Raw genomic sequence first — 23,261 nt, forward strand, 5'->3', positions numbered from 1 at the left:
GGCCATGAGCACACGCACCGAGCACGCCCGCCACCACACCCAGATCCTGGGCGCCGTGGGGCTGGCCATCATCGTCACGATCTGCGGCCTGCTGATCGCCACCTACCAGCGCGCCTTCGCCGACGTCGTCATGGTGACGGTCGAGTCGGACCGCGCCGGGCTCCTCCTCGACGAGGGCGCACGCGTCCGCATGTCGGGCGTCCCGGTGGGCGAGGTGCGCAGCACCGAGCCGACCGCCGACGGCAAGGTCCGGATCGAGATCGCCCTCGACGCCGACAAGGCCGACCTGATCCCCGCCGACGTGGTGGCCTCGCTGCGCGCCACGACCGCCTTCGGGTCGAAGTTCGTCGACCTCAGGTCCGCCGACGGCGGCAGCGCCGGTGCCACGATCGAGGCCGGTGCGGTCATCACCACCGACGGCGTCACGGTCGAGGCCAACGACGTCTTCCAGCACGGCATCGACGTGCTGACCGCCGTCGACCCGGTCTCCCTCAACTCCTCGCTCAACGCCGCAGCCACGGCGCTGGACGGGCGCGGCGAGAAGTTCGGCCAGTTCTTCAGCGACTGGGACACCTACCTCAAGGCGCTCGACCCGCACCTGGGCACCCTCGAGGACGACCTCGCGACGGCACCCACCGTGCTGGACACCTACGCCGACGCGGCCCCGAAGCTCATCGACACCGGTGACAACTTCGCGGTCACGTCCGGGACGCTGACCCAGCAGCAGGGCGATCTCGAGTCCGCGCTGCGCGGCACCGTCAAGGGTGCGGAGTCCGCCAGCCGCCTGCTCCGAGCACTGCACGGACCGTTGGCCTCCTTCAACCGGCAGTGGCTGCCCGTCACCCGCCTGGTCGCCGGCTACAGCCAGAACGTCGGCTGCATCATCGACGGCCTCAACGAGCACGTGCGGGTGTTCTCGAAGTTCTTCGGCAACCCGGAGAAGGACGAGCACTACTTCTACGCCAAGACCGGCTTCCTGCCGGGCATGGAGCCCTACACGCTCGAGGAGAACAGGCCCAAGCTGGTCAGCGGCATCAAGCCGACCTGCTACCGCAGCGGCACCGCACAGGATCCGACGGTCGCCCACGTCAACTTCGACGACGGCACCAAGGACGTCTACGAGGACGCGAACACCGACAAGCCGGTCGGCCTGGCCGAGGACCCGGTGGAGTTCTACGGCGACCTCGTCCACGACTGGTTCGGGTACGACGCGCTCGGCAACCTCCTCGGGGGCGGCGCAGAGGGGAGCGGACAGTGAGGATCTCCAGAGGACCGCTCGTCCAGGTCCTGACCTTCGTGCTCACGATGGGCTTCCTCATCGCGATGGTCGGCATCGTGTTCGCCAAGGTGCGGATCCAGCCCAGCGACGAGTACAGCGCGCTCTTCACCGATGCCTCCGGCCTCACGACCGGCAGCGACGTCCGCGGCAACGGGGTCGCCGTGGGCACGGTCAAGGACATCGAGCTGGCCGACGACGGCACCGCACGGGTGTCGTTCACCGTGGCGAAGACGGTGTCGCTGACCGACAGCACCCAGGCGCGTATCCGGTACGCCAACCTCACCGGTGACCGCTACCTCGATCTCACGCCGGGGAGCAAGGGCGCCGGCGCGCTCGCTCCCGGCGACACGATCCCGGTGGGTCGTACCCAACCCGCGCTCGACCTCGACCAGTTCTTCCAGGGCTTCGACCCGTTGATGCGGGCGCTCGACGCCGACCAGGTCAACGAGCTCGCCAAGAACGTCATCAGCGTGACCCAGGGCGAGGCCGGTGCGGTGCAGTCCATGCTCGCCAACGTCGGGTCGTTCACCTCGCGCCTCGCCGAGCGGGACGACCTGATCGGCGAGACGATCACGAACCTCTCCGAGGCCCTCGCGTTGCTCAACGACCACCGCGGTGACCTGGACCAGCTGGTCACGGGTCTCTCGGGCCTCATGAAGGGCTACGCGGAGGACCGGAGGACCATCGGTTCGTCGCTCGCCTCGATCAACGTCGCGGCACAGGACACCGCGGACCTGCTGGCCCGCATCCGGCCCGACCTCAAGGCCAACATCGACCAGATCGGCGTGCTCGCGGGTCACATCAACAACAACACCGACGACATCCGCGACGCGCTCGACCAGTACCCGGTGGTCGGGTCGAAGATCGCGCGCCTCGGCTCCTACGGGTCCTTCTTCAACTTCTACCTCTGCGGCGTGAAGCTCAAGATCGACCTGCCGGGCGAGGACCTCGACGTCTACTCGCCGTGGGTCAAGGACGACACCGGACGATGCGGGGGGATCCAGAAGTGAAGCGCAAGAAGCAGCTCAAGGCGCCGCGTACCGCGTTCTCCGAGATGGATCTCGGGCTCATCGGCATCGTCGGTCTCGCCCTCACGATCGCCCTCCTCGCCGTCGCGCTCAACATCGGCAAGGTGCTCGACCTGGTCGGGCACACGTCGTACACCGCCGAGCTCAGCGAGGCCGGCGGGATCCGGGGCGGTGACGAGGTCCGGGTGGCCGGCATCAAGGTCGGCGAGGTGAAGTCCGTCAAGCTGGTCGACGACCACGTGGAGGTGAGCTTCCGGCTCTCCGAGGTGGAGGTCGGCGACCAGACGCGCGCGACCGTCAAGAGCGACAACGCGCTGGGCAGCAAGTTCCTCGCCATCGAGCCCGGTGGCAAGGGCGACTCGGACATGATCCCGCTGGAGCGGACCGACGCCGGCTTCGCCGTCAACGAGGAGCTCGGGGAGCTGACGACCAGCACCTCGAAGATCGACACCGACCGGCTCGCCGCGTCCTTCGACTCGGTCAGCAAGGTGCTGTCGGCAACGCCCAAGGAGTTCCGCTCCGCGCTCACCGGCGTCAGCGAGCTGTCCAAGACCCTCAGCTCGCGCGACTCGGAGCTGGCCACGCTCCTGCAGGAGGCCAGCGGTCTCTCCGACGTGCTGGCCGACCGCAACAAGGACATCACGTCGATCTTCACCAACGGCTCGCTGCTCTTCACCGAGCTCGAGTCGCGGCGCAAGGTGATCGGCGAGCTGCTGCAGAGCGTCGAGACGGTCAGCGCCCAGCTGTCCGGCTTCGTCAAGGACAACAAGGTCTCGCTCAGGCCCGCGCTCACGGAGCTCCGGCAGGCGGCCCGCCTGCTCGGCGACTACCGCAGCACGCTCGACTTCGCGATCGGCAACACCGGTGCCTACGCCCGGTCCTTGGGCGAGTCGGTCGCCGGAGGTCCGTTCTTCCAGGCCTACCTGGCCAACGTCGGCTCGCCGGAGGACCTCGTCACCGGCGGCCTCGCGGGCATCCTGCAGGGCAACCAGGGAGGGTTCTGATGGGACTCGGCAATCGGGCGGTCAAGATCGCCCTCGCGCTCCTCGTCGTCGTGACCCTCGGCGGGTTCATGTTCGTCGACGGGGGCTCGACCAGGGTCACGGCGTACTTCGCCCAGTTCAAGGGCATCTACGTCGGCGACGACGTCACCGCCCTCGGGGTGCCGATCGGCACGGTCACCTCCGTGACCCCCGAGAAGGACCGGGTCAAGGTCGAGTTCGAGATCGACGACGACTACCCGGTGCCCGCTGACGTGAAGGCTGCCGTCGTGGCGCCCTCGCTGGTGTCGGTGCGGTCGATCGTCCTCGGTCCGGTGGGTTCGGACGGCCCCAGGCTCGAGAACGGCGCCGAGATCCCGATGTCGCGCACCGCGATCCCGGTCGAGTGGGACGACATCAAGGACCAGCTGGTCCAGCTCTCGACCGCGCTCGGTCCCAGGGGGAGCAACGACAAGGGGGCGACGAGCGAGCTGATCAGCTCGGCGGCCGGCTTCCTCGACGGCAACGGCCAGACGATGAACGACACTCTCGAGAACGTGTCCGAGGCCATGAGCACCCTGGCCGACAACAGTGGCGACCTGTTCGCGACGGTGCGGAACCTGCAGGTCTTCGTCGCTGCGATCAAGGACAGCGACGCGCAGGTCCGGGCCTTCAACATCAAGCTCGCCCAGGTCGCCGCGATCCTCGAGGTGGACCGCAAGTCCCTCTCCGGGGCGCTCGACGGCCTGCAGAAGGCCTTCAGGTCCCTGGACTCGTTCCTCGCGAGGAACAAGGACCTGACGGTCGACACCCTCAAGGAGCTGCGGACCACGACGTCCCTGTTGTCGGACGACCGCCAGAAGATCGCCGACCTGCTCCAGGTCGCGCCGACGGCGCTCTCGAACTTCTACAACATCCTCGACCCGCGCGGCGAGAACGGGAACCTGATCACCGGTGCGCTGGCGATCAACAACCTCCAGGCACCGGCGCAGATCGTCTGCGGAGCACTGCTCGCGGCCGGTGGGAACCCGACCGACTGCCAGAACGCCCTGACCCCGCTCCTGAAGTACTTCGCGCTCAACGCTCCGCCCGTCGGGATCGGCGGCGTCACCAACAACGGTGGAGGAGCCGGCGGCGTGATCGAACCGGGGAGCCCCGACACGAAGAGCCCGACGACCACGCCGAAGACCACGAAGCAGACGGACCAGGCCGACCTGGTCACGCAGCTGCTGGGGGGACTGTGAGATGACCAAGCGCACTGTGCGAGCGGCGCTGGGATGCCTGGCCCTGATGGTGGGGCTCAGCGGCTGCAGCTGGACCGGCATCAACTCGGTGTCCCTGCCCTTCACCAAGGGGCGCGGAGACGACAGCCTGACGATCACCGTCCAGCTCGAGAACGCCGCGAACCTCGTCCCCAACTCCGAGGTCAAGTACGACGAGGTGACCATCGGATCGGTCCGCAAGATCGAGCTGGAGGATTGGGTCGCGACCCTGACCATCGGTCTCGAGGAGGGCAGCCACGTCCCGGCCGACGTGGTCGCGTCCGTCGCCCAGAAGAGCCTCCTCGGTGCGGAGTACCTCGAGCTCAAGGACCCGGCGACCCGCGACGGCCAGGGTGCCACGGACGTGCTCGCCACGGGCGACGTCATCGCGCTCGACCGCACACGGCGCTACCCGGAGACCGAGGAGGTGCTCACCGCCGCGTCGATGCTGCTCAACGGCGGCGGCCTCCCGCAGATCCAGACGATCGCCAAGGAGCTGAACGCGGCCCTCGGCGGCCGCACCGACGACATCAAGTCGTTCATGCGCACGGTCAGCACCTTCACCGATCGGCTCGACGGCCAACGCGACAACATCGCGTCGGTCCTGACCCAGATGAACCGCCTGTCGAAGGCCGTCACCGGCGACAAGGGCAAGGTCACCCGGATCCTGCAGGAGATCCCGGAGGGGCTCCAGGTCCTCGAGGACGAGCGGGCCGAGCTGGTCCGCGCGCTACGCGCCGTCGCGGGCTTCGGCACCACCGCGCACGAGGTCATCGGCGACACCAAGGTCGCCTTCCAGGAGAACCTCGCCCACCTGCGCCGGATCACCAAGACGCTGGCCGACCACGGCGACAAGCTCGCGAAGAGCGTCGACGGCGTGACCTACCCGTTCAACATGCGCGACGCCGGCAACGTCATCTACGGCGACTACATGAACCTCATCACCGAGATCGAGGTCAGCGCCCAGGACCTCACCAACCACTGGCTGGGGGGCACGCCGCTGGACGGACTGCTCCCCGCGCTGCTGGGTGGCTCGCCCACGGGGCCGGCGGCGGACGCCTCCGACCCGCTCGCCGAGGACCCGCTGGACGGACTGCTCGGCACGGTCGAGGGGGTCCTGCCCGACCTCACGGGTAGCGCCTCGTCCGGCAAGGACGCCAGGAGCTCGGGTTCCTCCGGGACGTCGGGCAACGGCACCCCGACGCCGTCCCCGGGCGGCAAGGACGTGCTGTCCAGCCTTCTCAACGGTCTCCTGGGAGGTGGTCGCTGATGCTGTCCAAGGTCACCAAGGTCAAGCTCGGCGTGTTCATCGCGATCACCGTGGTCGCGCTGCTCGTCACGGCCCTCTACTACGTCCGGCTGCCGCAGCAGGTCGGCATCGGCCGCTACGACCTCGAGGTCGAGCTCGCCGGCGCCGGGGGCATCTACCCGCAGGCGATGGTCACCTACCGCGGTGTCGAGGTCGGCAAGGTCACCGACGTCGAGCTCGCCAAGGGTGGCGGCGTCGTCGCCAGGCTCCAGATCGACAACGGCACCGAGCTGCCGAAGGACTCGGTCGTCGAGGTCCGCAGCTCGTCGGTGATCGGCGAGCAGTACGTGAACTTCGTGCCTGCCGCGAACGCCTCGGACGGCGCGACCTACGCCGACGGCGACACCGTCCCGGTGGCCGCCACGGTCATCCCCACGACGACCGACAAGCTGCTGACGTCCGTCGACGGCCTGCTCCGGTCGATCCCGGAGGATGACCTGGACACGGTCGTGGACGAGCTCGGGCTCGCTCTCCAGGGCGCCGGCGACGAGCTGGGCACCTTCATCGACGCCAGCCAGGTCTTCCAGTCCGAGGCCCAGCGGAACCTGCCCCAGACGATCAAGCTCATCGAGGACTCGAAGCCGGTGCTCGGCACCCAGGCCGACCTGGATTCCTCCATCCGTTCCTACGCCGACAGCCTGGACTCGTTCACCACGGAGCTGGCGGCGAGCAACGGTGACCTGAAGGCCCTCCTCGAGGGCACGGGTCCGGCGATGGAGACGATCAGCGAGTTCGCGGTCGACATCACCGGCGTCGCGCCGGGTGTGATCTCCGACCTGGCCGACCTCGGCGAGGTGCTCAAGGTCTACAAGGACGGCATCGAGCACGTCCTGATCGTCACACCGGCCGTCCTCGCCGCGGTCACGTCGTCGATCCCGGTCAACCAGCGCGGCCCCGACCGTTCCCAGGCGAACCTGTGGTTCAAGCTGAGCTTCGACCCTCCGACCTGCACCCAGGGCTTCGAGAACGCCAACAAGATGCGCAACCCCGCCGACCTGAGCGCGCGGGCGCCCTCGACCACGTCCTGGTGCAAGGTCTCGGCGGACAGCGTCCTCGCGCCTCGCGGCGCCCGCAACCACCCGTGCCCCAACGGTGGGACCGGCGCCACGGCGGCGGCGTGCGGCCTGGACTTCGGAGGCCGGCGCACGAACGCCGACGCGGCCGGCTCGACGGACGCGACCAGCGGATCCGTCGACCTCGGGCTCGACTCCTTCCTCCTGAGTGGCGCCACGCCGTCGGCCGACGGCTGGCAGGAACTCCTGACCGGATTGGTGACGCCATGAACCTCGCAGGCAAGAAGCCCGGCTCCTCCGTCGCGCTGCTGCTCGTGCTGACCGTCCTGGCCGGTGCCGGGCTGGTCTGGCAGGGCGTGGTGTGGCGCGACCACCGCGGTGACGATCACGCCCGGAATGCGGCCGTCGAGGTCGCGACCGACCAGGTGCTCGACCTGACCACGCTCGACACCGACACCATCGACGCGAAGGTCGCGGCGATGGGCAAGCGGCTCAGTGGGGACTTCAAGCGCCAGTTCGACGGGTTCTCCCAGACCTTCGCCGACGTGGTCGCCAACGACAAGATCCGGGCGAGCGGCAAGCTGAAGTCGGTCGCCGTGTCGGCGTACGACGGGCGCAAGGCCGACGTCCTGGTCGCCACCACGGTCGACGTCACGACGGGCAAGGCGACGAAGCCCACCCAGCGTGACTACCGGATGAAGGTGTCGCTCGAGGGATCGGGCGACGATTGGCTGATCACGGGGATGGAGTTCGTGGCATGAACGCGACCGACGAAGCACCCAGCGACGAGCTGGTGGAGGCGGGCGGTTCGGCTGGCTCGCTCGACGTACGGGTCCGACGGCCCAGCGCCGAAGCACCGTCGTGGGTGCGCGGTGGACGCGGGCGTTGGGCTCTCCCGGCAGTGCTCGCGGTGCTCGCCGTGGCGCTCTTCGTCGTCAACCGCGGCCACGACGTGGACGCCGATGCCGGTCCCCAGGCCCGGAAGGTCCTCGCCGGCCACGTCGAGCAGCTGCTGACCTACGACTACCGCCGGCTCGACGACGAGCTCGCGACCGAGAGCACGTGGCTCGGTGGTTCCTTCGCCGACCAGTACCAGGCCCTCGTCAACGACAAGATCGGTCCCGCGGCCACCAGGGCCAAGGTCGTCACCGAGGCGCGGATCAGTGCCTCGGGCGTCGTCTCGTCGTCGTCGGACGAGGTCAAGATCCTGTTCTTCGTCAACGTGACCACCCGGAGCTCCGAGCTCGACCAGCCGCGGACCCAGGGCAGTCGCCTGGTCGTGACCGGCCAGAAGGTCGACGGCGACTGGCTGATCACCGCCCTCGACCCCGTCTGACCCTCCTCCCGACCACTCGACGCCGCGCCCGCGGCGCCGGGCGTCGTACCCACCCCTCGAAAGGAATCCGCCATGGCCGTGTTCACCTCGTCCGACGAGATGTACGAAGTCTTCACCCCGTTCATGCAGAGCCTGACGACCGACCCGGTGGTCGGCAAGAAGTTCTCCTCCGCCCACACCTCCTTCCGGGTGGTGCACGAGGACCCCGACGGCGTCTTCCTGCTCGACGCCACCGTCGACCCTCCGGTCCTGTACGTCGGCGCGGACGCCGACGGGCGTGAGGCTGAGGTCGACCTGACCATGTCGGCCGAGGACGGCCACAAGTTCTGGCTCGGCCAGCTCAACCTGCCGGTGGCCCTGGCCCGCCGCAAGATCAAGGTCAGCGGCGGCGTCGCGAAGCTGATGGGCCTCGTGCCCGCGCTCCAGCCCGCCTACGGCCTGTACCGGGAGCACCTCACCTCCATCGGTCGCGAGGCCTGACGTCTCAAAATTCGGCGAGCGGTCGTTGACGCACTTCGGCGACCCACCGTATATTTGAGACACGGCGGCTAAGAAATCCCAGGCCCTCTTCCACCAGGAGCGATCATGACCACCACGACGGCGCCGGAGATCAAGATCTTCGACTACGACACCTACGCCGAGGGCGACCCGACGACCTTCGGTCTGCCCCTGGAGCAGTACCGCCACCTCCGTGACGAGGAGCCCTGCTACCTCCAGGAGTTCGACGACCCGATGCTCATCGACCGGGCCTGGGTGGTCAGCCGGAACGAGGACATCTGGGAGGTCGACCGCAACACCGAGCTCTACGCGGCCGACCGTGGCTACGTGAACATCTGGCAGGTCGTCCCGATCGACCCGAAGAACGGCGGCATGCCGGCCATGCTGACCACCGACGGCGAGCGGCACCGTGCCCAGCGCCAGGTGCTGGCCAAGGGCTTCACGCCGGGCTTCGTGCGCAAGCTGGAGGGCAAGTTCCGCCAGTACGCCAAGGACGTCGTCGACGACGCGCTCGAGAAGGGCACGTTCAACTTCGTGCACACCATCGCGCACAACATGCCGATGGAGGCGCTGGGTGACGTGCTCGGCGTACCGCAGGAGGACCGCGCCAAGTTCTTCGGTTGGGTCGACAAGTTCGCGGCACCGTTCGACACCCGGATCACCGCATCCTTCGACGAGGTCATGGAGGCCATCGGCAACCTGATGGTCTACTCCGAGGAGCTCGCCGAGCTGAAGCGCGCGAACCCGGCCGACGACGTGATGTCCCGCCTGGTCGCCTCCGGCGAGGGCGGCGACCCGCTCATGTCGCCCGAGGAGATCATGGGCAACGTCGCACTGCTGGCCAGCGGCGCCGCGGAGAGCACCCGCACGGCCATGTCGCACGGGATGCACGAGCTGATGCGCAACCCGGAGGCGATGGCCTGGGTGCGCGAGCGCAAGGACAACATCCCGAACACGTTGATCCAGGAGATGGTCCGGATTGCGTCGCCGTTCACCCACCTGGTGCGGACGGCGACCCGCGACCACGAGCTGCACGGCAAGCAGGTCAAGGAGGGCGACATCGTCGCCATGCTGTTCGCCGCCGGCAACTTCGACGAGCGCGCCTTCGACCGGCCCGAGGTGTTCCAGCCCGACCGGATCGAGAACCCGCACGTCAGCTTCGGCCGCGGCCCGCACAAGTGCCTGGGTCAGCACGTCGCCTCGCTCGAGATGAAGATCCTCTTCGAGGAGCTCTTCCAGCGGACCTCGAGCATCGAGCCGGCAGGTCCCATCAGCTACGTGCGCGACGCCTACTCCCGCGGCGTCTACGAGCTGCCCGTCACCATCACCCCGGCCTGAGGTCGGCCCGGATCCACCAGGAGCACGCCATGAAGATCACCGTCGACACCAACCTCTGCGAGGTGCACGGCGACTGCGTCGTCGTCGCGCCCGACTTCTTCGACATCGGGGAGGACGACGAGGTCGTCCAGGTCCTCGACGCCGAGCCGGGGGAGGAGCACCGCGCCACCGTCGTCCAGGCGGCCAAGATGTGCCCCGTCGCCGCCATCCGCATCGAGGGCTGACGACCGTGTCCGAGCTGCAGGACGTGGTCGTCGTCGGCGGCGGCCTCGCCGGCTTCCGGTTCGCGCAGAGCCTGCGCGACGCCGGGTACGACGGGCGGGTCACCATCGTCTCCGACGAGGAGCACCTGCCCTACGACCGACCGCCCCTGTCCAAGCAGCTGCTCGCCGGCACCTACACGGAGGAGCAGTGCGCCCTGCCGGGCGATGCTCCCGACGTGTCGTGGGTGCTCGGCCGGCGGGCCGAGCGGCTGGACCGCGAGCGCCGGGTGGTCGTCCTCGACGACGGCACCGAGGTGGGCTACGACGGCCTGCTGATCGCCACCGGTCGCCGGGCCCGTCCCTGGCCCGGCGAGATGCCGTCCTCGGGCGTGCACACCCTGCGCGACCTGGCCGACACGGCGGCGTTCCGCTCCTCCATCGGTCCCGGCGCGAAGGTGGTCATCGTCGGCGCCGGCTTCATCGGCTGCGAGGTCGCGGCCACCCTGCGCAAGGAGGGTGTCGACGTCACCGTGGTCGACGTGTCGGAGCACCCGATGCCCGTCATGGGACCCGAGGTCGGTGCGCGCGCCGCCCGGCTCCACGAGGCGCAGGGCGTGCGGTTCCGTCTCGGTCGCGGTGTCGCGGGCTTCGAGGGCGAGGACCGGGTGACCGGCGTACGCCTCGAGGACGGCGAGCTGCTCGAGGCCTCCGTCGTGCTGGTCGCGGTGGGCTCGGTCCCGAACTCGGAGTGGTTCGCCGACGCCGGCCTGTCGATGGACCGCGACGTCGTCGTGTGCGACGCCACCTGCACGGTCCTCGACGCGGATGGCCAGCCGGTCGCCGGCATCGTCGCCGCCGGTGACATCGCGGCCTGGCCGCACCACCACGGCGAGGGCGCGGTCTGCATCGAGCACTGGTCGAACGCGCGTGACATGGCCGACCTGGCCGCTCGCAACCTGCTGCTGCCGGTGGGGGAGCGCGCCGAGATGGCGGCCATGGCGTCGGTCCCGACGTTCTGGTCGGACCAGTACAACGTGAAGATCAAGTCGGCCGGCTTCCTGCGCGCCGCCGACAGCTGGACGATCGTCGAGGAGGACGTCGAGAAGCCGTCGCTGCTGGCCGAGGGTCGGCGTGACGGCGAGCTGGTCGGTGCGATCGCGTTCAACATGAACCGCAGCATCATCGGCTACCAGCGACAGCTCGTGGCGCCGTAGGGCGTGTCCCGAGCGAACGGGACGAAGGACCTGCCGGCGGTGCCGGCAGGTCCTTCGTCGTCCCTGCGGTTGCTACTTGGCGGGCTTCTTCGCGGTCACCTTCTTCGCCGCGGCCGCCTTCCTTGCGGGAGCCTTGGCCTTCGGGGCCTGGAGCGAGCGCACCAGGTCGACGGCGACCTCGGTGATCTCCTCGGGGCTGAACTTCTCCTTGGGGCGGTACCAGCGCGAGACCCAGATGCAGGAGCCGAGGAGCAGGCGGGCGACGATCACCGGGTCGGCCTGGTTGAGCAGGCCCGCGTCGATGTTCTGCTTGACGACGTCGACCCAGATCTTCTCGTAGTCGCGGCTCCACTTGTGCCAGCGCTCGAAGACCTCGGGCGGCAGGTCGCCGCCTCCGAAGAAGACCGGCATGTAGCGGCGCATCCGGATCGCGGCGTCGACCTGGAGACGGACCAGCGCGAGCAGGCGCTCCTCGACGTCGTCGATCTCCTTGACGAGGGTCTTGGCGTTCTCGGTGAGCTCGCCGGTGCTGCGCTCGAACAGGATGCCGATCAGGTGCTCCTTGGTGGGCACCGTCCGGTAGAGCGTCGCGCGGCTGACCGAGAGCTTCTCGGCGGTGTCGAGGATGGAGACCGCCTCGAGGCCCCCCTCGGCGAAGAGCTCCGCAACGGCGTCGGCGACCGCATCGGGGTCGATGTCCAGGCGCGGCCGTCCGCGGGGGCGAGGCGCCTTCGGGGTCGGTTCTGCGGTCATGGCTGGCTCCCTGGGATGGGTGGCGGGTCGCCGCACGGCCACCCGTCTCAGGGAGCACATTACCGACGTACCGGATCTCAAAACAACAGCACCGGCGTTCTGATTCCCTTGTATTGAGACGCAGATTCTCATAACCTCGGACCATGAGTGCTTCTCCCGACACCTCGTCGATCCCGAAGGCGCGGAAGGCGCGCGCCGCCGAGCCGACGGCGGCCGCCCCCGTCGAGGTCCGCAACCCCGCGAACGACACCGTCGTCGGGACCGTCCCGGACATGTCCGCCGGCGACGTCGCCGAGCTCGCCGCCCGGCTCCGGGCGGCGCAGCCCGCGTGGGAGGCGCTCGGTCCCGAGGGGCGCAAGAAGCACCTGCTCGCGTGGCTCGACTGGCTCGTCGACAACAAGGAGCGGATCCTCGGCCTGGTCCACCGCGAGGCCGGCAAGAGCTGGGGAGACGCCCAGATCGAGCTGCTCGTCGCGGTCGAGGTCATCAACTACTACGCGAAGAACGCGGCGAAGTTCCTCGCCGACGAGCGGCCGTCGCCGCACAACGTCTCCGCGATCACCAAGAAGCTCCGGCTGATCCGCCGCCCGCACCAGCTGGTCGGCGTCATCACGCCCTGGAACTACCCGCTCGCCATGCCGATGATGGACGTGCCCGGTGCGCTGATGGCCGGCGCCGCCGTCCTGACCAAGCCGTCCGAGGTCACCCCGCTCGCGTGGGCCGAGGCGGTCCGCGGCTGGGAGGAGATCGGCGCCCCGCCGGTCCTCGGCATCGCGACCGGGCTCGGCGAGACCGGGGCTGCCGTCGTCGACCAGGTCGACATGGTCCAGTTCACCGGGTCCACGGCGACCGGCCGCCGGATCGGCATCCGCTGCGCCGAGCGGCTGATCCCCGCCAGCCTCGAGCTCGGGGGCAAGGACGCCATGGTCGTCCTCTCCGACGCCGACCTGGACCGCGCCGTCCAGGGAGCGGTGTGGGGCGGGCTGTTCAACGCCGGCCAGTCCTGCATCGCCATCGAGCGGGTGTACGTCGAGGCGCCGATCCACGACGAGTTCGTCAGCCGTCTCGTCAAGGCGGTCGGCGAGCTGCGGGTCGGCCACGACGCCCAGGGCGCCTTCGAGGCGGACTACGGCGCGATGGCCAACGAGAACCAGATGGCCATCGTCGAGCGCCACGTCGCCGACGCCGTCGCCAAGGGGGCCACGGTGCTGACCGGGGGCGAGCGTCGTACCGACGGGCTGTTCTACCCGCCCACCGTGCTCGTCGACGTCGACCACACCATGCTGGCGATGACCGAGGAGACCTTCGGTCCGCTCCTGCCCGTGATGAAGGTCGAGGACGAGGGCGAGGCCGTGCGCCTGGCCAACGACTCGCCGTACGGCCTCGCGGGGAGCGTGTGGACGACCGACCCCGAGCGGGGCCTGCGCGTGGGTCGCCAGGTGGAGACCGGCGGCATGAACATCAACAACGCGATGACGAACGTCTTCCAGTTCCCGCTGCCGATGGGCGGCTGGAAGTCCTCGGGACTCGGCCACCGCTTCGGCGGGGCCAACGGCATCCGGAAGTACTGCCGCCAGCAGGCCTTCGTGAGCGAGAAGGTGCATCTCAAGAGCGAGATCCACTGGTACCCGAACACGTCGAAGAAGGCCGCGCTGACCGACAAGGCGCTCCGGCTGCTCGGCATGCACGACTGGCGTCGCCGGCTCGGCCGGCCCGCGAAGTGAACCCCGACCAGGAGACCCTGACGATGAACGACGCACCTCCCACCCCGCTCTCGGCCGGTACCGTGCCCGAGGCCTTCCAGCGAACCGTCGCGCAGCACGGTGACAAGGTCGCCCTGCGCAACATCGACGGCAGCGTGAGCCTCACCTGGTCCGAGCTCGACGCGCGGGTGCGCAGCATCGCGGCCGGGCTCGCCGCTGCCGGGCTCGGCAAGGGCGACACGATCGCCATGCTGCTGCCCAACACCCCCGAGTGCCACCAGGTCGACTTCGCGGCCGTGCACCTCGGGGCGATCCCCTTCGCGATCTTCAACAGCTCGCCTGCCGAGCAGATCGCCCACCAGCTCTCGAACGCCGACGCGCGCTTCGTCGTCACCGAGCAGGCCTTCCTGCCCAAGGTGCTCGAGGCCGCCTCCCAGCTGGACGGCCAGATCGAGACGGTGATCGTCGTCGACGGCGAGGCCGAGGGCACCACCAGCCTCGCGGCGGTCGAGGCCGGTGCCGACGCGTCCTTCGACTTCGACGCGGCCTGGCGTGCGGTCACCCCGGACGACCTGGTCACCCTGATCTACACCTCCGGCACCACCGGGCCGCCCAAGGGCGCGCAGTGGTCGCACCGCACGGTGATGGCCGAGCAGCGCGCGCTCGACGCGGCGCTGCCGCTGCCCGTGGACGGGATCATCTCGTTCCTGCCGATGGCCCACGCCGGTGGCCGGATCACGGCCCACTACATGTCGCTGGGGTACGGCGCCACGATCACCGCGTGTCCCGACATGAAGGAGGTTCCGGTCGCGCTGGCCACCAGCCGGCCCGACGCCTTCTTCTCCGTGCCGCGGCTGTGGGAGAAGCTCCAGGTCGCCATCGAGGCGATGATCGCCGGCCAGCCCGACGAGCAGCGCGTCGCGCTCCAGGAGGTCGTCGACCTCGGGCTCGAGCGGGTCCGCGCGGTCGAGGCTGGCAGCGGCGTACCGGCCGACGAGGCCGCGGCGCTCGTCGAGCGCCACGACGCGATCCTCGACCGGATCACGCCCCTGCTCGCACGGCTGGGCCTCGACAACATCAAGGCCGCCTTCGTCGGCGGCGCCCCGTCGAGCCCGGAGCTGTCCCAGTTCTTCCGCGCGGTCGGCGTCCCGATGCTCGAGGCCTACGGCCTCACCGAGGGCTCGCTCAACGTCTTCAACCGGGTCGAGGACTACAAGACCGGTACGGCGGGCAAGCCGCTGCCCGGCGTCGAGGTCAAGCTGGCCGAGGACGGCGAGCTGCTGTGCCGCGCCGAGCTGAACTTCTCCGGCTACCGCAAGCAGCCCGAGGCGACCGCCGAGGCACTCGACGCCGACGGCTGGCTGCACACCGGTGACATCGCGACGATCGACGAGCACGGCTTCATCAAGATCGTCGACCGCAAGAAGGAGATCATCATCACCTCGGCGGGCAAGAACATGTCGCCCGCCAACATCGAGTCCGCCGTCCGCGGCGAGAGCTCGCTGGTCGGCCAGGTCGTCGCCATCGGCGACGCCCGCAGCTACGTCACCGCGCTGATCACGCTCGACCCCGAGGCCGCGCCGGTCCACGCCAAGAACCTCGGCCTGGAGGGCCTCTCGCTCGAGGAGCTCGTCGCCTCGCCGGTGCTGCTCGCCGAGGTCGAGGGGATCGTCGACCGCGCCAACAAGCGGCTCCACGGCAACGAGCAGATCAAGAAGTTCACGGTCCTCGGGTCGGCCTGGCTCCCGGACACCGACGAGCTCACGCCGACGGCGAAGCTCAAGCGCCGCGTGATCCACGTGAAGTACGCCGACGAGATCGAGGGGATGTACGCGTGACCGGACCCCTCTCCGGGCTGAAGGTCGTCGAGCTGGCAGGCATCGGGCCCGGCCCGTACGCCGCGATGCTGCTCGCCGACATGGGTGCCGAGGTCGTCCGGGTCGAGCGGCCCGGCCGCCAGGGCAGCTCCGTCCCGCCTGAGCAGGACGTGCTGCGGCGCAACCGCCGCTCGGTCGTGCTCGACCTGCGGGACCCGCGGGGCGTGCGCGCCGTGCTGCAGCTGGTGGCGCAGGCCGACGTACTGCTCGAGGGGTTCCGGCCCGGCGTCACCGAGCGCCTCGGTCTCGGTCCCGAGGACTGCTGGGCGGCCAACCCGCGCCTGGTCTACGGCCGGATGACCGGCTGGGGCCAGGAGGGACCGCTGGCGGCCGCGGCCGGCCATGACATCGGCTACATCGCCGTCACCGGGGCGCTGCACGCGATGGGCCGTGCCGACGGCCCGCCGATCCCACCCGTCAACCTCGTCGGCGACTTCGGGGGCGGCTCGATGTTCCTCGTCACCGGCGTGCTCGCCGCGTGCTGGGAGGCCGCCCGCTCGGGCCGCGGCCAGGTCGTCGACGCCGCGATCGTCGATGGCGCCAGCTCGCTGACCGGTTTGCTGCACGGCATGCTCGCGACGGGCCTGTGGCGGGACCGCCGCGGCGCCAACATGCTCGACGGCGGCATGCCCTGGTACGACACCTACGCCACCTCCGACGGACAGTGGATGGCCGTCGGGGCGCTGGAGCCGCAGTTCTACGACGAGCTGGTGCGCCTGCTCGAGCTGGACCCGGCCGTCGCCGACCGGTCCGACCCCGCCCGGTGGCCCGGGATCCGTTCTGCGTTGGAGGCGGCGTTCGCGTCGCGTACCCGCGACGAGTGGGCCGAGGTCTTCGAGGGCACCGACGCCTGCGTGGCGCCCGTCCTCTCGCTCCGCGAGGCCGCCGAGCACCCGCACCTCGCCAAGCGGGAGACCTTCGTCGAGGTCGGCGGTGTCGTCCAGCCGGCCCCCGCGCCGCGGTTCAGCCGTACGTCGTCCGCACTCCCGGACGCCCCGCCGGCCATCGGCCAGGACACCCGCGACGTCCTCACCGCGTGGGGCGTCGAGGACGTCGCGGGCCTCATCGACGACGGAGTGGCCGTCCAGGCCTGAGCTGTTCCGTCGTACCCCGAACCGGGGCGTTGCTGCTCACCTGCCGTGCGGCAACGCCCCTTTCGGCGTGCTGGGCAGGTCCGACGCGGCGCGTGCTGGGACGACGAAACTCACGCCTGGACGACGAAACTTCCTCGTCCCAGCGTGAGTTTCCTCGTCCAAGCACGGGAGTTTCACCGGCCGGCCGGTGAAACTCCCGTCGGGCCGATCACCAGAAGCGCGGCGCCCGCTTCTCCACGAAGGCCTGCTTGGCCTCCTCGTAGTGCGGGTGCTGCTGGGCGCGCCCCTGGGCGACCGCCTCGGCGTCCAGTTGCGTGGGGAGGTCGACGGACTGGCCGGCGCGCAGCAGCTGCCGGATCGGGCCGACCGAGGCCGACAGGGCGGCGATCTCGGCGGCGAGGGCGGTGGCGCGCCAGAGCAGGTCCTCGGACGGGATCAGCTCGTTGACGAGGTTCCAGGCGAGCGCCTGCTCGGCGGTCACCTTGCGGCCGAGGAGGGCGATCTCGGTGGCCCGGGTGGCGCCGACGATGCGGGGGAGCAGCCAGGTGGCGCCGGCGTCGGGGACCAGCCCGACCTTCACGAACGACATGCTGAACGACGCCTTCGTCGACGCGAGCCGGAAGTCGGCGTTGAGGGCGAGGGAGAAGCCAGCACCGGCGGCGGGGCCGTTGACGGCCGCGATCACGGGGGTGTCCATCGCGGCGAGCTGCTCGACGAGGGGGATGTAGAGCCGGCGGATGACGTCCTCGACGTCGCTCGGCCCGGCGTTGAGGTCGGCCCCGGCGCAGAACGCCTTGCCGGTGCCGGTGAGCACGATCGCGCGGACGTCGGCCTCCGCGTCGAGCTTCGCCATCAGCTCGCGCAGGTCGGCGACGAGGGCGTGGTTGAGCGCGTTGTAGCGCTCCGGCCGGTTCAGCGTCACCACGGCATAGCCGTCCTGGCGCTGGCAGAGCAGGTGGTCGGTCGACTCCATGGGTGGCCTCCGTCGTCGCTGGGTGGTCGTCGTTGACCCGTGGGTCCTCGCGTCCTTATATTAGAGACAACAGGACTCAAAAAGGAAAGGTGTGTCCAGATGGACCTCGTTGGATCTTCGGCCGTCGTCACCGGGGGTGCGTCCGGTCTCGGGCTCGCCACGGTGAAGCGGCTCCTCGAAGCCGGTGCCGAGCGCATCGTCATCGCCGACCTCTCGTCCTCCGACGGCAAGGACGTCGCCGAGTCGCTCGGTGACCGGGTGGTCTTCGCGCCGGCCGACGTCCGGGACGCCGACGCCATGAACGAGGCCTACGACGCTGCCGAGGAGGCCGCCCCGTTGCGAGCCGTCGTGCACTGCGCGGGTCGCGGTGGCGCCGTCCGCCTGGTCAACCGCGACGGTACGCCGGGCGACATCGAGCTCTACTCCGAGGTCGTCGGCATCAACCTGATCGGCAGCTTCAACGTGCTGCGCCTCGCCGCCGCCCGGATGGCGAAGAACGAGCCCGTCGACGGCGACCGCGGCGTCTGCATCCTCACCTCGTCGGTCGCGGCGTTCGAGGGCCAGATCGGCCAGATCCCCTACGCCTCGGCCAAGGCCGGCATCGTGGGCATGACGATCGTCGCCGCGCGCGACCTCGCCGGGAAGCAGATCCGCGTCTGCACCATCGCGCCCGGCACCTTCGACACCCCGCTGCTCAACCGCCTCAGCGACGACGTGCGCGACTCGCTCGCCAAGATCGTCCCGCACCCGAGCCGCCTCGGTCAGCCCGACGAGTACGCCAAGCTCGCGCTGAGCATCATCGACAACGGCATGCTCAACGGCGAGACCATCCGTCTCGACGGCGCGATCCGGATGTCGCCGCGATGAGCGACGCCGTCCTGCTCGAGGTCGACGACGGGATCGCGACGATCACGTTGAACCGGCCCGAGGTCCGCAACGCGATCGACCTGCCCACGGCCCTGGCGATCGCCGAGGCCCTCGACGAGGTCGACGAGCGCGGCGACGTCGCGGTGGCGATCCTGACCGGTGCCGGTACGACGTTCTGTGCCGGCATGGACCTCAAGGCGTTCGCCGCCACCAAGGAGCGCCCGATCCACGAGCGTCGCGGTGCCTTCGGCATCGTCCGGCGCCCGTGCGACAAGCCGCTCATCGCCGCGATCGAGGGCAACGCCCTCGGTGGCGGGCTGGAGATCGCGCTCGCCTGCGACCTCGTGGTGGCGACGGAGAGCTCGCGACTCGGCCTGCCCGAGGTCAAGCGCGGCCTGGTGGCCGCCGCCGGCGGCGTGCTGCGCCTCCCGCGGCGGATCCCGCAGGCGGTCGCGCTGGAGCTGATCATGACCGGCGAGCCGCTGACCGCCGGCCAGGCGAAGGAGTGGGGCCTGGTCAACCGTGTGGCGCCCGACGGGGAGGCGCTCGTGGTGGCCCGCGAGCTGGCCGCGGCCATCAACGCCAACGCGCCGCTCGCCGTCCGCGCGGCGAAGAGGATCGTGGTGGAGTCCGCCGACTGGACGCTCGACGAGGGCTTCGACCGACAGGCGGCCCACACCGACCCGGTTCGATCGTCCGCGGACGCCGCAGAGGGTGCCCGCGCCTTCGTGGAGAAGCGGACGCCCGTCTGGAGCGGCGCCTGAGACGAGTCGTGTCAAGGCAGTGGTCGGTCGCGGGTGTGGCCGGCCACTGTCCGTTTTTGAGGCGCGCTGTTGACGAAATGCAGCCTCCGGGAGGTATTATTGAGACATAGACGTTCAATAAGATTTTCCAGAAGGGGAATCACGTGACCCAGCTGATCAACCGAGTCGAGGACGGTTCGGCCCCGGACCGCGACCGCCTGGCGGCGGCCCTCGAGGACGCGAACATCCCCACCCTGCTGCTCGTGCTGGCACACCTGACAGGCGACGACAAGTGGCTGTCGGGGAAGTACCGACCCCAGCGCGGTCCCGTGCTCGACGACAACGACTCGGGCTCGCTGCCCGAGGACGTCCAGGCCGAGATCCGTTCCGCCGCGCTGCGCGCGATCCTGGACGCCGAGTCCGGTCTGATCGCCGAGCGCCCGCTGACGCCCGACCAGGTCACCCGCATGCTCGGGGTCGCGCTGGTCGAGGAGATCCCGGAGGAGTACGGCGAGCTGCTCGCCGAGGAGCTCGGCGTCCTCTCGCGCGACATCGACGTCCCGCACCCCTTGCCCGAGGGCTTCGAGGTCCTGATCATCGGCGCCGGCCTCTCCGGCATCGCGCTCGCTATCAAGCTCAAGGGTGCCGGCGTCCCGTTCACGATCATCGAGAAGAACCACGAGATCGGCGGCACCTGGTGGGAGAACGTCTACCCCGGTTGCGGCGTGGACACCCCGAGCCACCTCTACTCCTTCTCGTTCGAGCCGAACGGCGCGTGGAGCCGCTTCTTCGCGAAGCGCCCCGAGGTGCACCAGTACCTCTCCCGCCTCGTCGACAGCTACGGCATCCGTGAGCACATCGTGTTCGGCCAGGAGGTCCGGAGCGCCGACTTCGACACCACGACGACCACCTGGCGGCTCGAGGTCGTCGACGGTGCCGGTGTGGGCGCGACGTACACCGCTCCGGTGCTCGCCACCGGGGTCGGCATGGTCAACCGCCCCTCGATCCCGGACATCGCGGGTGCGGACTCCTTCGCCGGCCCGATCATGCACACCGCCGAGTGGGACCCCGAGGTCGAGTACGCCGGCAAGACGGTCGCCGTGATCGGCACCGGCGCCAGCGCGATGCAGCTGGTGCCCTCGATCGCCGGCGTCGCGAAGAAGGTCGTCGTCTTCCAGCGCTCCAAGCAGTGGGCGGTCCCGCACCCGAATTACCACCGCGACGTCCCCGAGGGCGTGCTCTACCTGATGGACCGGCTGCCGCTCTACACCCGGTGGTACCGGCTGCGCGCCTTCTGGAACTTCAGCGACCGCCTGCACTCGTCGCTGCGGATCGACCCGGAGTGGACCAAGCCGGATCTCTCGATCAACGAGGCCAACGAGCGGCACCGCGTCTTCCTGACCAAGTACATCAAGGACCAGCTCGGCGACCGGACCGACCTGTATGACGCCTGCATCCCCGAGTACCCGCCGTACGGCAAGCGCCCGCTCCTCGACAACGGCTGGTTCCGCACCGTCCAGCGCGACGACGTGGAGCTGGTCACGACCGACGTGCAGCGGATCGCGCCCGAGGGTGTCGTCACCGCTGACGGCGAGCTGCACGAGGCAGACATCCTCGTGTGGGCGACCGGCTTCAAGGCGCTGCAGTTCCTGTGGCCCATGGAGATCCGTGGCGTCTCGGGCAGGAGCCTCGCCGAGCAGTGGGGCGACCACGACGCCCGCGCCTACCTCGGCGTGACGGTGCCGGACTTCCCGAACATGTTCATCCTCAACGGCCCGAACACCAACGCCGGCCACGGCGGCAGCGCGATCCTGGCGTGCGAGTTCCAGGTCCGCTACATCATGCAGGGGATCGCCCGCCTGGCCTCGGGCGAGGTGAGCAGTCTCGAGGTCGACGAGGACGTCTTCTGGGCCTACAACAAGGAGCTCGACGCCGAGCTCGACAAGTGCATCTGGTCCCACCCCGGCATGACCACCTGGTACCGGAACGAGGCCGGCCGGATCGTCGTGAGCAGCCCGTGGACCTACCTCGACTCCTGGGGACGGATGCGCGAGCTCGACGTCGCCGACTACCACGAGACGAGGGTGGCGGACGCGTCGTCGTAGCCATCGCCTGACGGCTTGCGCCTGGACTTCTGGGGGAGGTCCGGGCGCAAGCTCATTTTTCGGGACTTGCCGCGGTGGTCGAGGTGCTCCGGTGGTTGAGCCTCGAATCCCCTGGCCCTGCTTCTGGGACTGCTCGTGCTGCTGGATCCTGTTGGTCGGATGGGCGGCGCGGTTGTCGGCGCGGACTTCGTCCGCGCCGCCGCTGACGCGGCCGCCNAGTGGCTCTTGCTGGCCTGGGAGGGGTGCCGTTTGGTCACAGACCGCAAAGAATTTGCCCGAAAACGTGCGGTTCTTGCCCACTCGAGGGGGTCGCCACGCGCCACCACTCCCAAGCCGGCCGCAGCCCGGCCGCCGGACCCGACCCCCACCCGACTCCCCGTTGCTGCCCCCTGGGAACCCCGCCGCCCACGACACCGCAGCCCTGGAGGCATCCAGCGGCGCCCTGCTGTCCGATCTTTTTGAGATGATCTACTTCACAAAGATAGTTGAGCATGCCTAAACTTTCTCCATGCAGAAGTTGCTCTGGCTCGCCGGCCGCGCTGCGACCGTCGGGGCCCACGTCGTCGCCGAGAAGATCCGTCCCGTCACGCCGCGCGTGGCGAGCGACGTGCCCTCCAACGGCGTCACGCTGACGCCCGAGTGGCTGACCGCGGTGCTGTGCCGTGGCGTGCCCGGCGCCGAGGTGGTGGCGTGGCACAGCCCCGGCGGCTCGAGCGGTACGTCGGAGCGGGCGGCCCTGCGCGTGGAGTACAACGCCGCCGGCACGGCTGCCGGCCTGCCGACCGAGCTCTTCACGAAGTCGACGGCCAGCTTCACCCAGCGACTGCTGCTCGGCGGGGCCGACGTGCTGGCGGGGGAGACCCACTTCTTCATGACGTTCCGCCCGAGCATCGCCATGGAGGCGCCGAAGGGGTACTGGGGTGCGGTCGACGAGAGGTCATGGCGCAGCATCATCGTGCTGGAGGACATCGACGCCTCGAAGGGTGCCACCTTCGTCCAGCCCACGGCTCCGCTGAGCCGCACGCAGGTCGAGGACGTGCTCCGCAACATGGCGGGCTACCACGGGGCATGGTGGGACTCGCCCGAGCTCAAGGTCCTCAAGACCCCGACGGACCACTACGACAACGTCGCCGGCATGCTCGACTTCGAGGCCCGATGCAAGGTCGGCATGGAACGTGCCGCCGCGGTCATCCCCCGGTCGCTGGTCGGTGAGGCGGACCGGCTGTGGGCCGGCACCCAGAAGGGACTGCGCGTCTGCACCGACGAGATGACGCCCACCCTGCTGCACGGCGACTCGCACGCCGGCCAGACCTACGTCACGGCCGACGGGGCCATGGGCATCACCGACTGGCAGGCGGTCATGCGTGGAGGCTGGTCCTACGACGTCGCGTACTTCATCTCCTCGGCGTGCCGCCCAGAGGACCGTCGCGCCTGGGAGCACGAGCTCCTCGAGCACTACCTGGAGCAGCTGGCGCTCGCCGGCGGCGTCGCGCCCGACATCGACGAGGCGCTGCTCCGCTACCGGCAGAGCATGTTCTACCCCCTGTCGGCCTGGACGTTCACCATCGGTCGCGCCTGGTACCAGCCGAAGATGCAGCCCGACGAGATCAGCCTCGCGATCATCGAGCGGATTGCGACGGCCATCGACGACCTGGACTGCTTCGGCGCTCTGGGAATCTAGGACCC

The 23,261-nt window shown here is 69.7% G+C and carries 21 protein-coding genes; 19 read left to right on the top strand and 2 right to left on the bottom strand.

Going from position 1 to position 23,261, the window contains the following annotated elements; translation table 11 throughout:
- The first annotated feature begins 4 nt into the window (after nucleotides 1-4).
- The 12 genes from ASE20_RS21190 to ASE20_RS21245 all read left to right on the top strand — a co-directional run bounded on the left by ASE20_RS21190 (nucleotide 5) and on the right by ASE20_RS21245 (nucleotide 11,460).
- Nucleotides 5-1,258, top strand: coding sequence for an MCE family protein (locus tag ASE20_RS21190; RefSeq protein WP_056896575.1), 1,254 nt, complete (start codon nucleotides 5-7; stop codon nucleotides 1,256-1,258).
- Complete coding sequence (locus ASE20_RS21195) at nucleotides 1,255-2,289, top strand: MCE family protein (RefSeq protein WP_056896576.1); 1,035 nt, start codon at nucleotides 1,255-1,257, stop codon at nucleotides 2,287-2,289. The genes ASE20_RS21190 and ASE20_RS21195 overlap by 4 nt, the downstream gene beginning before the upstream one ends.
- Nucleotides 2,286-3,311 (top strand): MCE family protein, encoded by a 1,026-nt coding sequence (locus ASE20_RS21200; protein WP_056896577.1) that lies wholly within the window; start codon nucleotides 2,286-2,288, stop codon nucleotides 3,309-3,311. The genes ASE20_RS21195 and ASE20_RS21200 overlap by 4 nt, the downstream gene beginning before the upstream one ends.
- Nucleotides 3,311-4,531, top strand: coding sequence for an MCE family protein (locus ASE20_RS21205; protein WP_056896578.1), 1,221 nt, complete (start codon nucleotides 3,311-3,313; stop codon nucleotides 4,529-4,531). The genes ASE20_RS21200 and ASE20_RS21205 overlap by 1 nt, the downstream gene beginning before the upstream one ends.
- A 1-nt stretch (nucleotide 4,532) precedes the next feature.
- Nucleotides 4,533-5,819 (top strand): MCE family protein, encoded by a 1,287-nt coding sequence (locus tag ASE20_RS21210; protein ID WP_056896579.1) that lies wholly within the window; start codon nucleotides 4,533-4,535, stop codon nucleotides 5,817-5,819.
- Complete coding sequence (locus ASE20_RS21215; protein WP_056896580.1) at nucleotides 5,819-7,141, top strand: MCE family protein; 1,323 nt, start codon at nucleotides 5,819-5,821, stop codon at nucleotides 7,139-7,141. The genes ASE20_RS21210 and ASE20_RS21215 overlap by 1 nt, the downstream gene beginning before the upstream one ends.
- Entirely contained in the window at nucleotides 7,138-7,632 is a 495-nt protein-coding gene (locus ASE20_RS21220) for a hypothetical protein (protein WP_056896581.1), read from the top strand. The genes ASE20_RS21215 and ASE20_RS21220 overlap by 4 nt, the downstream gene beginning before the upstream one ends.
- A complete protein-coding gene (locus ASE20_RS21225; protein WP_157538330.1) occupies nucleotides 7,629-8,207 on the top strand; it encodes a hypothetical protein in 579 nt (192 codons plus the stop codon). The genes ASE20_RS21220 and ASE20_RS21225 overlap by 4 nt, the downstream gene beginning before the upstream one ends.
- A gap of 72 nt (nucleotides 8,208-8,279) precedes the next feature.
- Nucleotides 8,280-8,687 (top strand): SCP2 sterol-binding domain-containing protein, encoded by a 408-nt coding sequence (locus ASE20_RS21230; protein ID WP_056896583.1) that lies wholly within the window; start codon nucleotides 8,280-8,282, stop codon nucleotides 8,685-8,687.
- A gap of 105 nt (nucleotides 8,688-8,792) precedes the next feature.
- Nucleotides 8,793-10,043 (top strand): cytochrome P450, encoded by a 1,251-nt coding sequence (locus ASE20_RS21235; protein WP_056896584.1) that lies wholly within the window; start codon nucleotides 8,793-8,795, stop codon nucleotides 10,041-10,043.
- Nucleotides 10,044-10,072: 29 nt separating this feature from the next.
- Nucleotides 10,073-10,267, top strand: coding sequence for a ferredoxin (locus tag ASE20_RS21240; RefSeq protein WP_056896585.1), 195 nt, complete (start codon nucleotides 10,073-10,075; stop codon nucleotides 10,265-10,267).
- Between the two features lie 5 nt (nucleotides 10,268-10,272).
- Complete coding sequence (locus tag ASE20_RS21245) at nucleotides 10,273-11,460, top strand: NAD(P)/FAD-dependent oxidoreductase (RefSeq protein ID WP_056896586.1); 1,188 nt, start codon at nucleotides 10,273-10,275, stop codon at nucleotides 11,458-11,460.
- 72 nt (nucleotides 11,461-11,532) lie between these two features.
- On the opposite strand, the gene ASE20_RS21250 is transcribed toward ASE20_RS21245, so the two are convergent.
- Nucleotides 11,533-12,213, bottom strand: a complete 681-nt coding sequence (locus ASE20_RS21250) for a TetR/AcrR family transcriptional regulator (RefSeq protein WP_082612751.1) — start codon at nucleotides 12,211-12,213, stop codon at nucleotides 11,533-11,535.
- Between the two features lie 143 nt (nucleotides 12,214-12,356).
- Between ASE20_RS21250 and ASE20_RS21255 the strand changes: the two genes are divergently transcribed.
- The 3 genes from ASE20_RS21255 to ASE20_RS21265 are packed head-to-tail and all read left to right on the top strand — an operon-like array spanning nucleotide 12,357 to nucleotide 16,887.
- Nucleotides 12,357-13,937: an aldehyde dehydrogenase family protein gene (locus ASE20_RS21255; RefSeq protein WP_056896587.1), complete on the top strand. Its 1,581-nt coding sequence runs from the start codon at nucleotides 12,357-12,359 to the stop codon at nucleotides 13,935-13,937.
- 23 nt (nucleotides 13,938-13,960) lie between these two features.
- Nucleotides 13,961-15,754, top strand: coding sequence for an AMP-dependent synthetase/ligase (locus ASE20_RS21260; protein WP_056896879.1), 1,794 nt, complete (start codon nucleotides 13,961-13,963; stop codon nucleotides 15,752-15,754).
- The gene (locus ASE20_RS21265; RefSeq protein ID WP_056896588.1) at nucleotides 15,751-16,887 is read left to right on the top strand and encodes a CaiB/BaiF CoA transferase family protein; all 1,137 of its coding nucleotides are present in this window, start codon (nucleotides 15,751-15,753) and stop codon (nucleotides 16,885-16,887) included. The genes ASE20_RS21260 and ASE20_RS21265 overlap by 4 nt, the downstream gene beginning before the upstream one ends.
- A gap of 208 nt (nucleotides 16,888-17,095) precedes the next feature.
- Here the strand turns inward: ASE20_RS21265 and ASE20_RS21270 are convergent, their stop codons facing one another.
- Nucleotides 17,096-17,860 (bottom strand): enoyl-CoA hydratase/isomerase family protein, encoded by a 765-nt coding sequence (locus ASE20_RS21270; protein ID WP_056896589.1) that lies wholly within the window; start codon nucleotides 17,858-17,860, stop codon nucleotides 17,096-17,098.
- A 99-nt stretch (nucleotides 17,861-17,959) separates the two neighbouring features.
- On the opposite strand from ASE20_RS21270, the gene ASE20_RS21275 reads away from it, so the two are divergent.
- From ASE20_RS21275 to ASE20_RS21290, 4 genes are all read left to right on the top strand, one after another.
- Nucleotides 17,960-18,727: an SDR family NAD(P)-dependent oxidoreductase gene (locus ASE20_RS21275; RefSeq protein ID WP_056896590.1), complete on the top strand. Its 768-nt coding sequence runs from the start codon at nucleotides 17,960-17,962 to the stop codon at nucleotides 18,725-18,727.
- Nucleotides 18,724-19,491, top strand: coding sequence for a crotonase/enoyl-CoA hydratase family protein (locus ASE20_RS21280; RefSeq protein WP_056896591.1), 768 nt, complete (start codon nucleotides 18,724-18,726; stop codon nucleotides 19,489-19,491). The genes ASE20_RS21275 and ASE20_RS21280 overlap by 4 nt, the downstream gene beginning before the upstream one ends.
- A gap of 143 nt (nucleotides 19,492-19,634) precedes the next feature.
- The gene (locus ASE20_RS21285; RefSeq protein WP_056896592.1) at nucleotides 19,635-21,575 is read left to right on the top strand and encodes a flavin-containing monooxygenase; all 1,941 of its coding nucleotides are present in this window, start codon (nucleotides 19,635-19,637) and stop codon (nucleotides 21,573-21,575) included.
- A 508-nt stretch (nucleotides 21,576-22,083) separates the two neighbouring features.
- Nucleotides 22,084-23,256, top strand: a complete 1,173-nt coding sequence (locus ASE20_RS21290; RefSeq protein WP_056896593.1) for a phosphotransferase — start codon at nucleotides 22,084-22,086, stop codon at nucleotides 23,254-23,256.
- Nucleotides 23,257-23,261: the final 5 nt, after the last annotated feature.

The sequence above is a fragment of the Nocardioides sp. Root240 genome (assembly GCF_001428825.1).
Lineage (GTDB): Bacteria > Actinomycetota > Actinomycetes > Propionibacteriales > Nocardioidaceae > Nocardioides.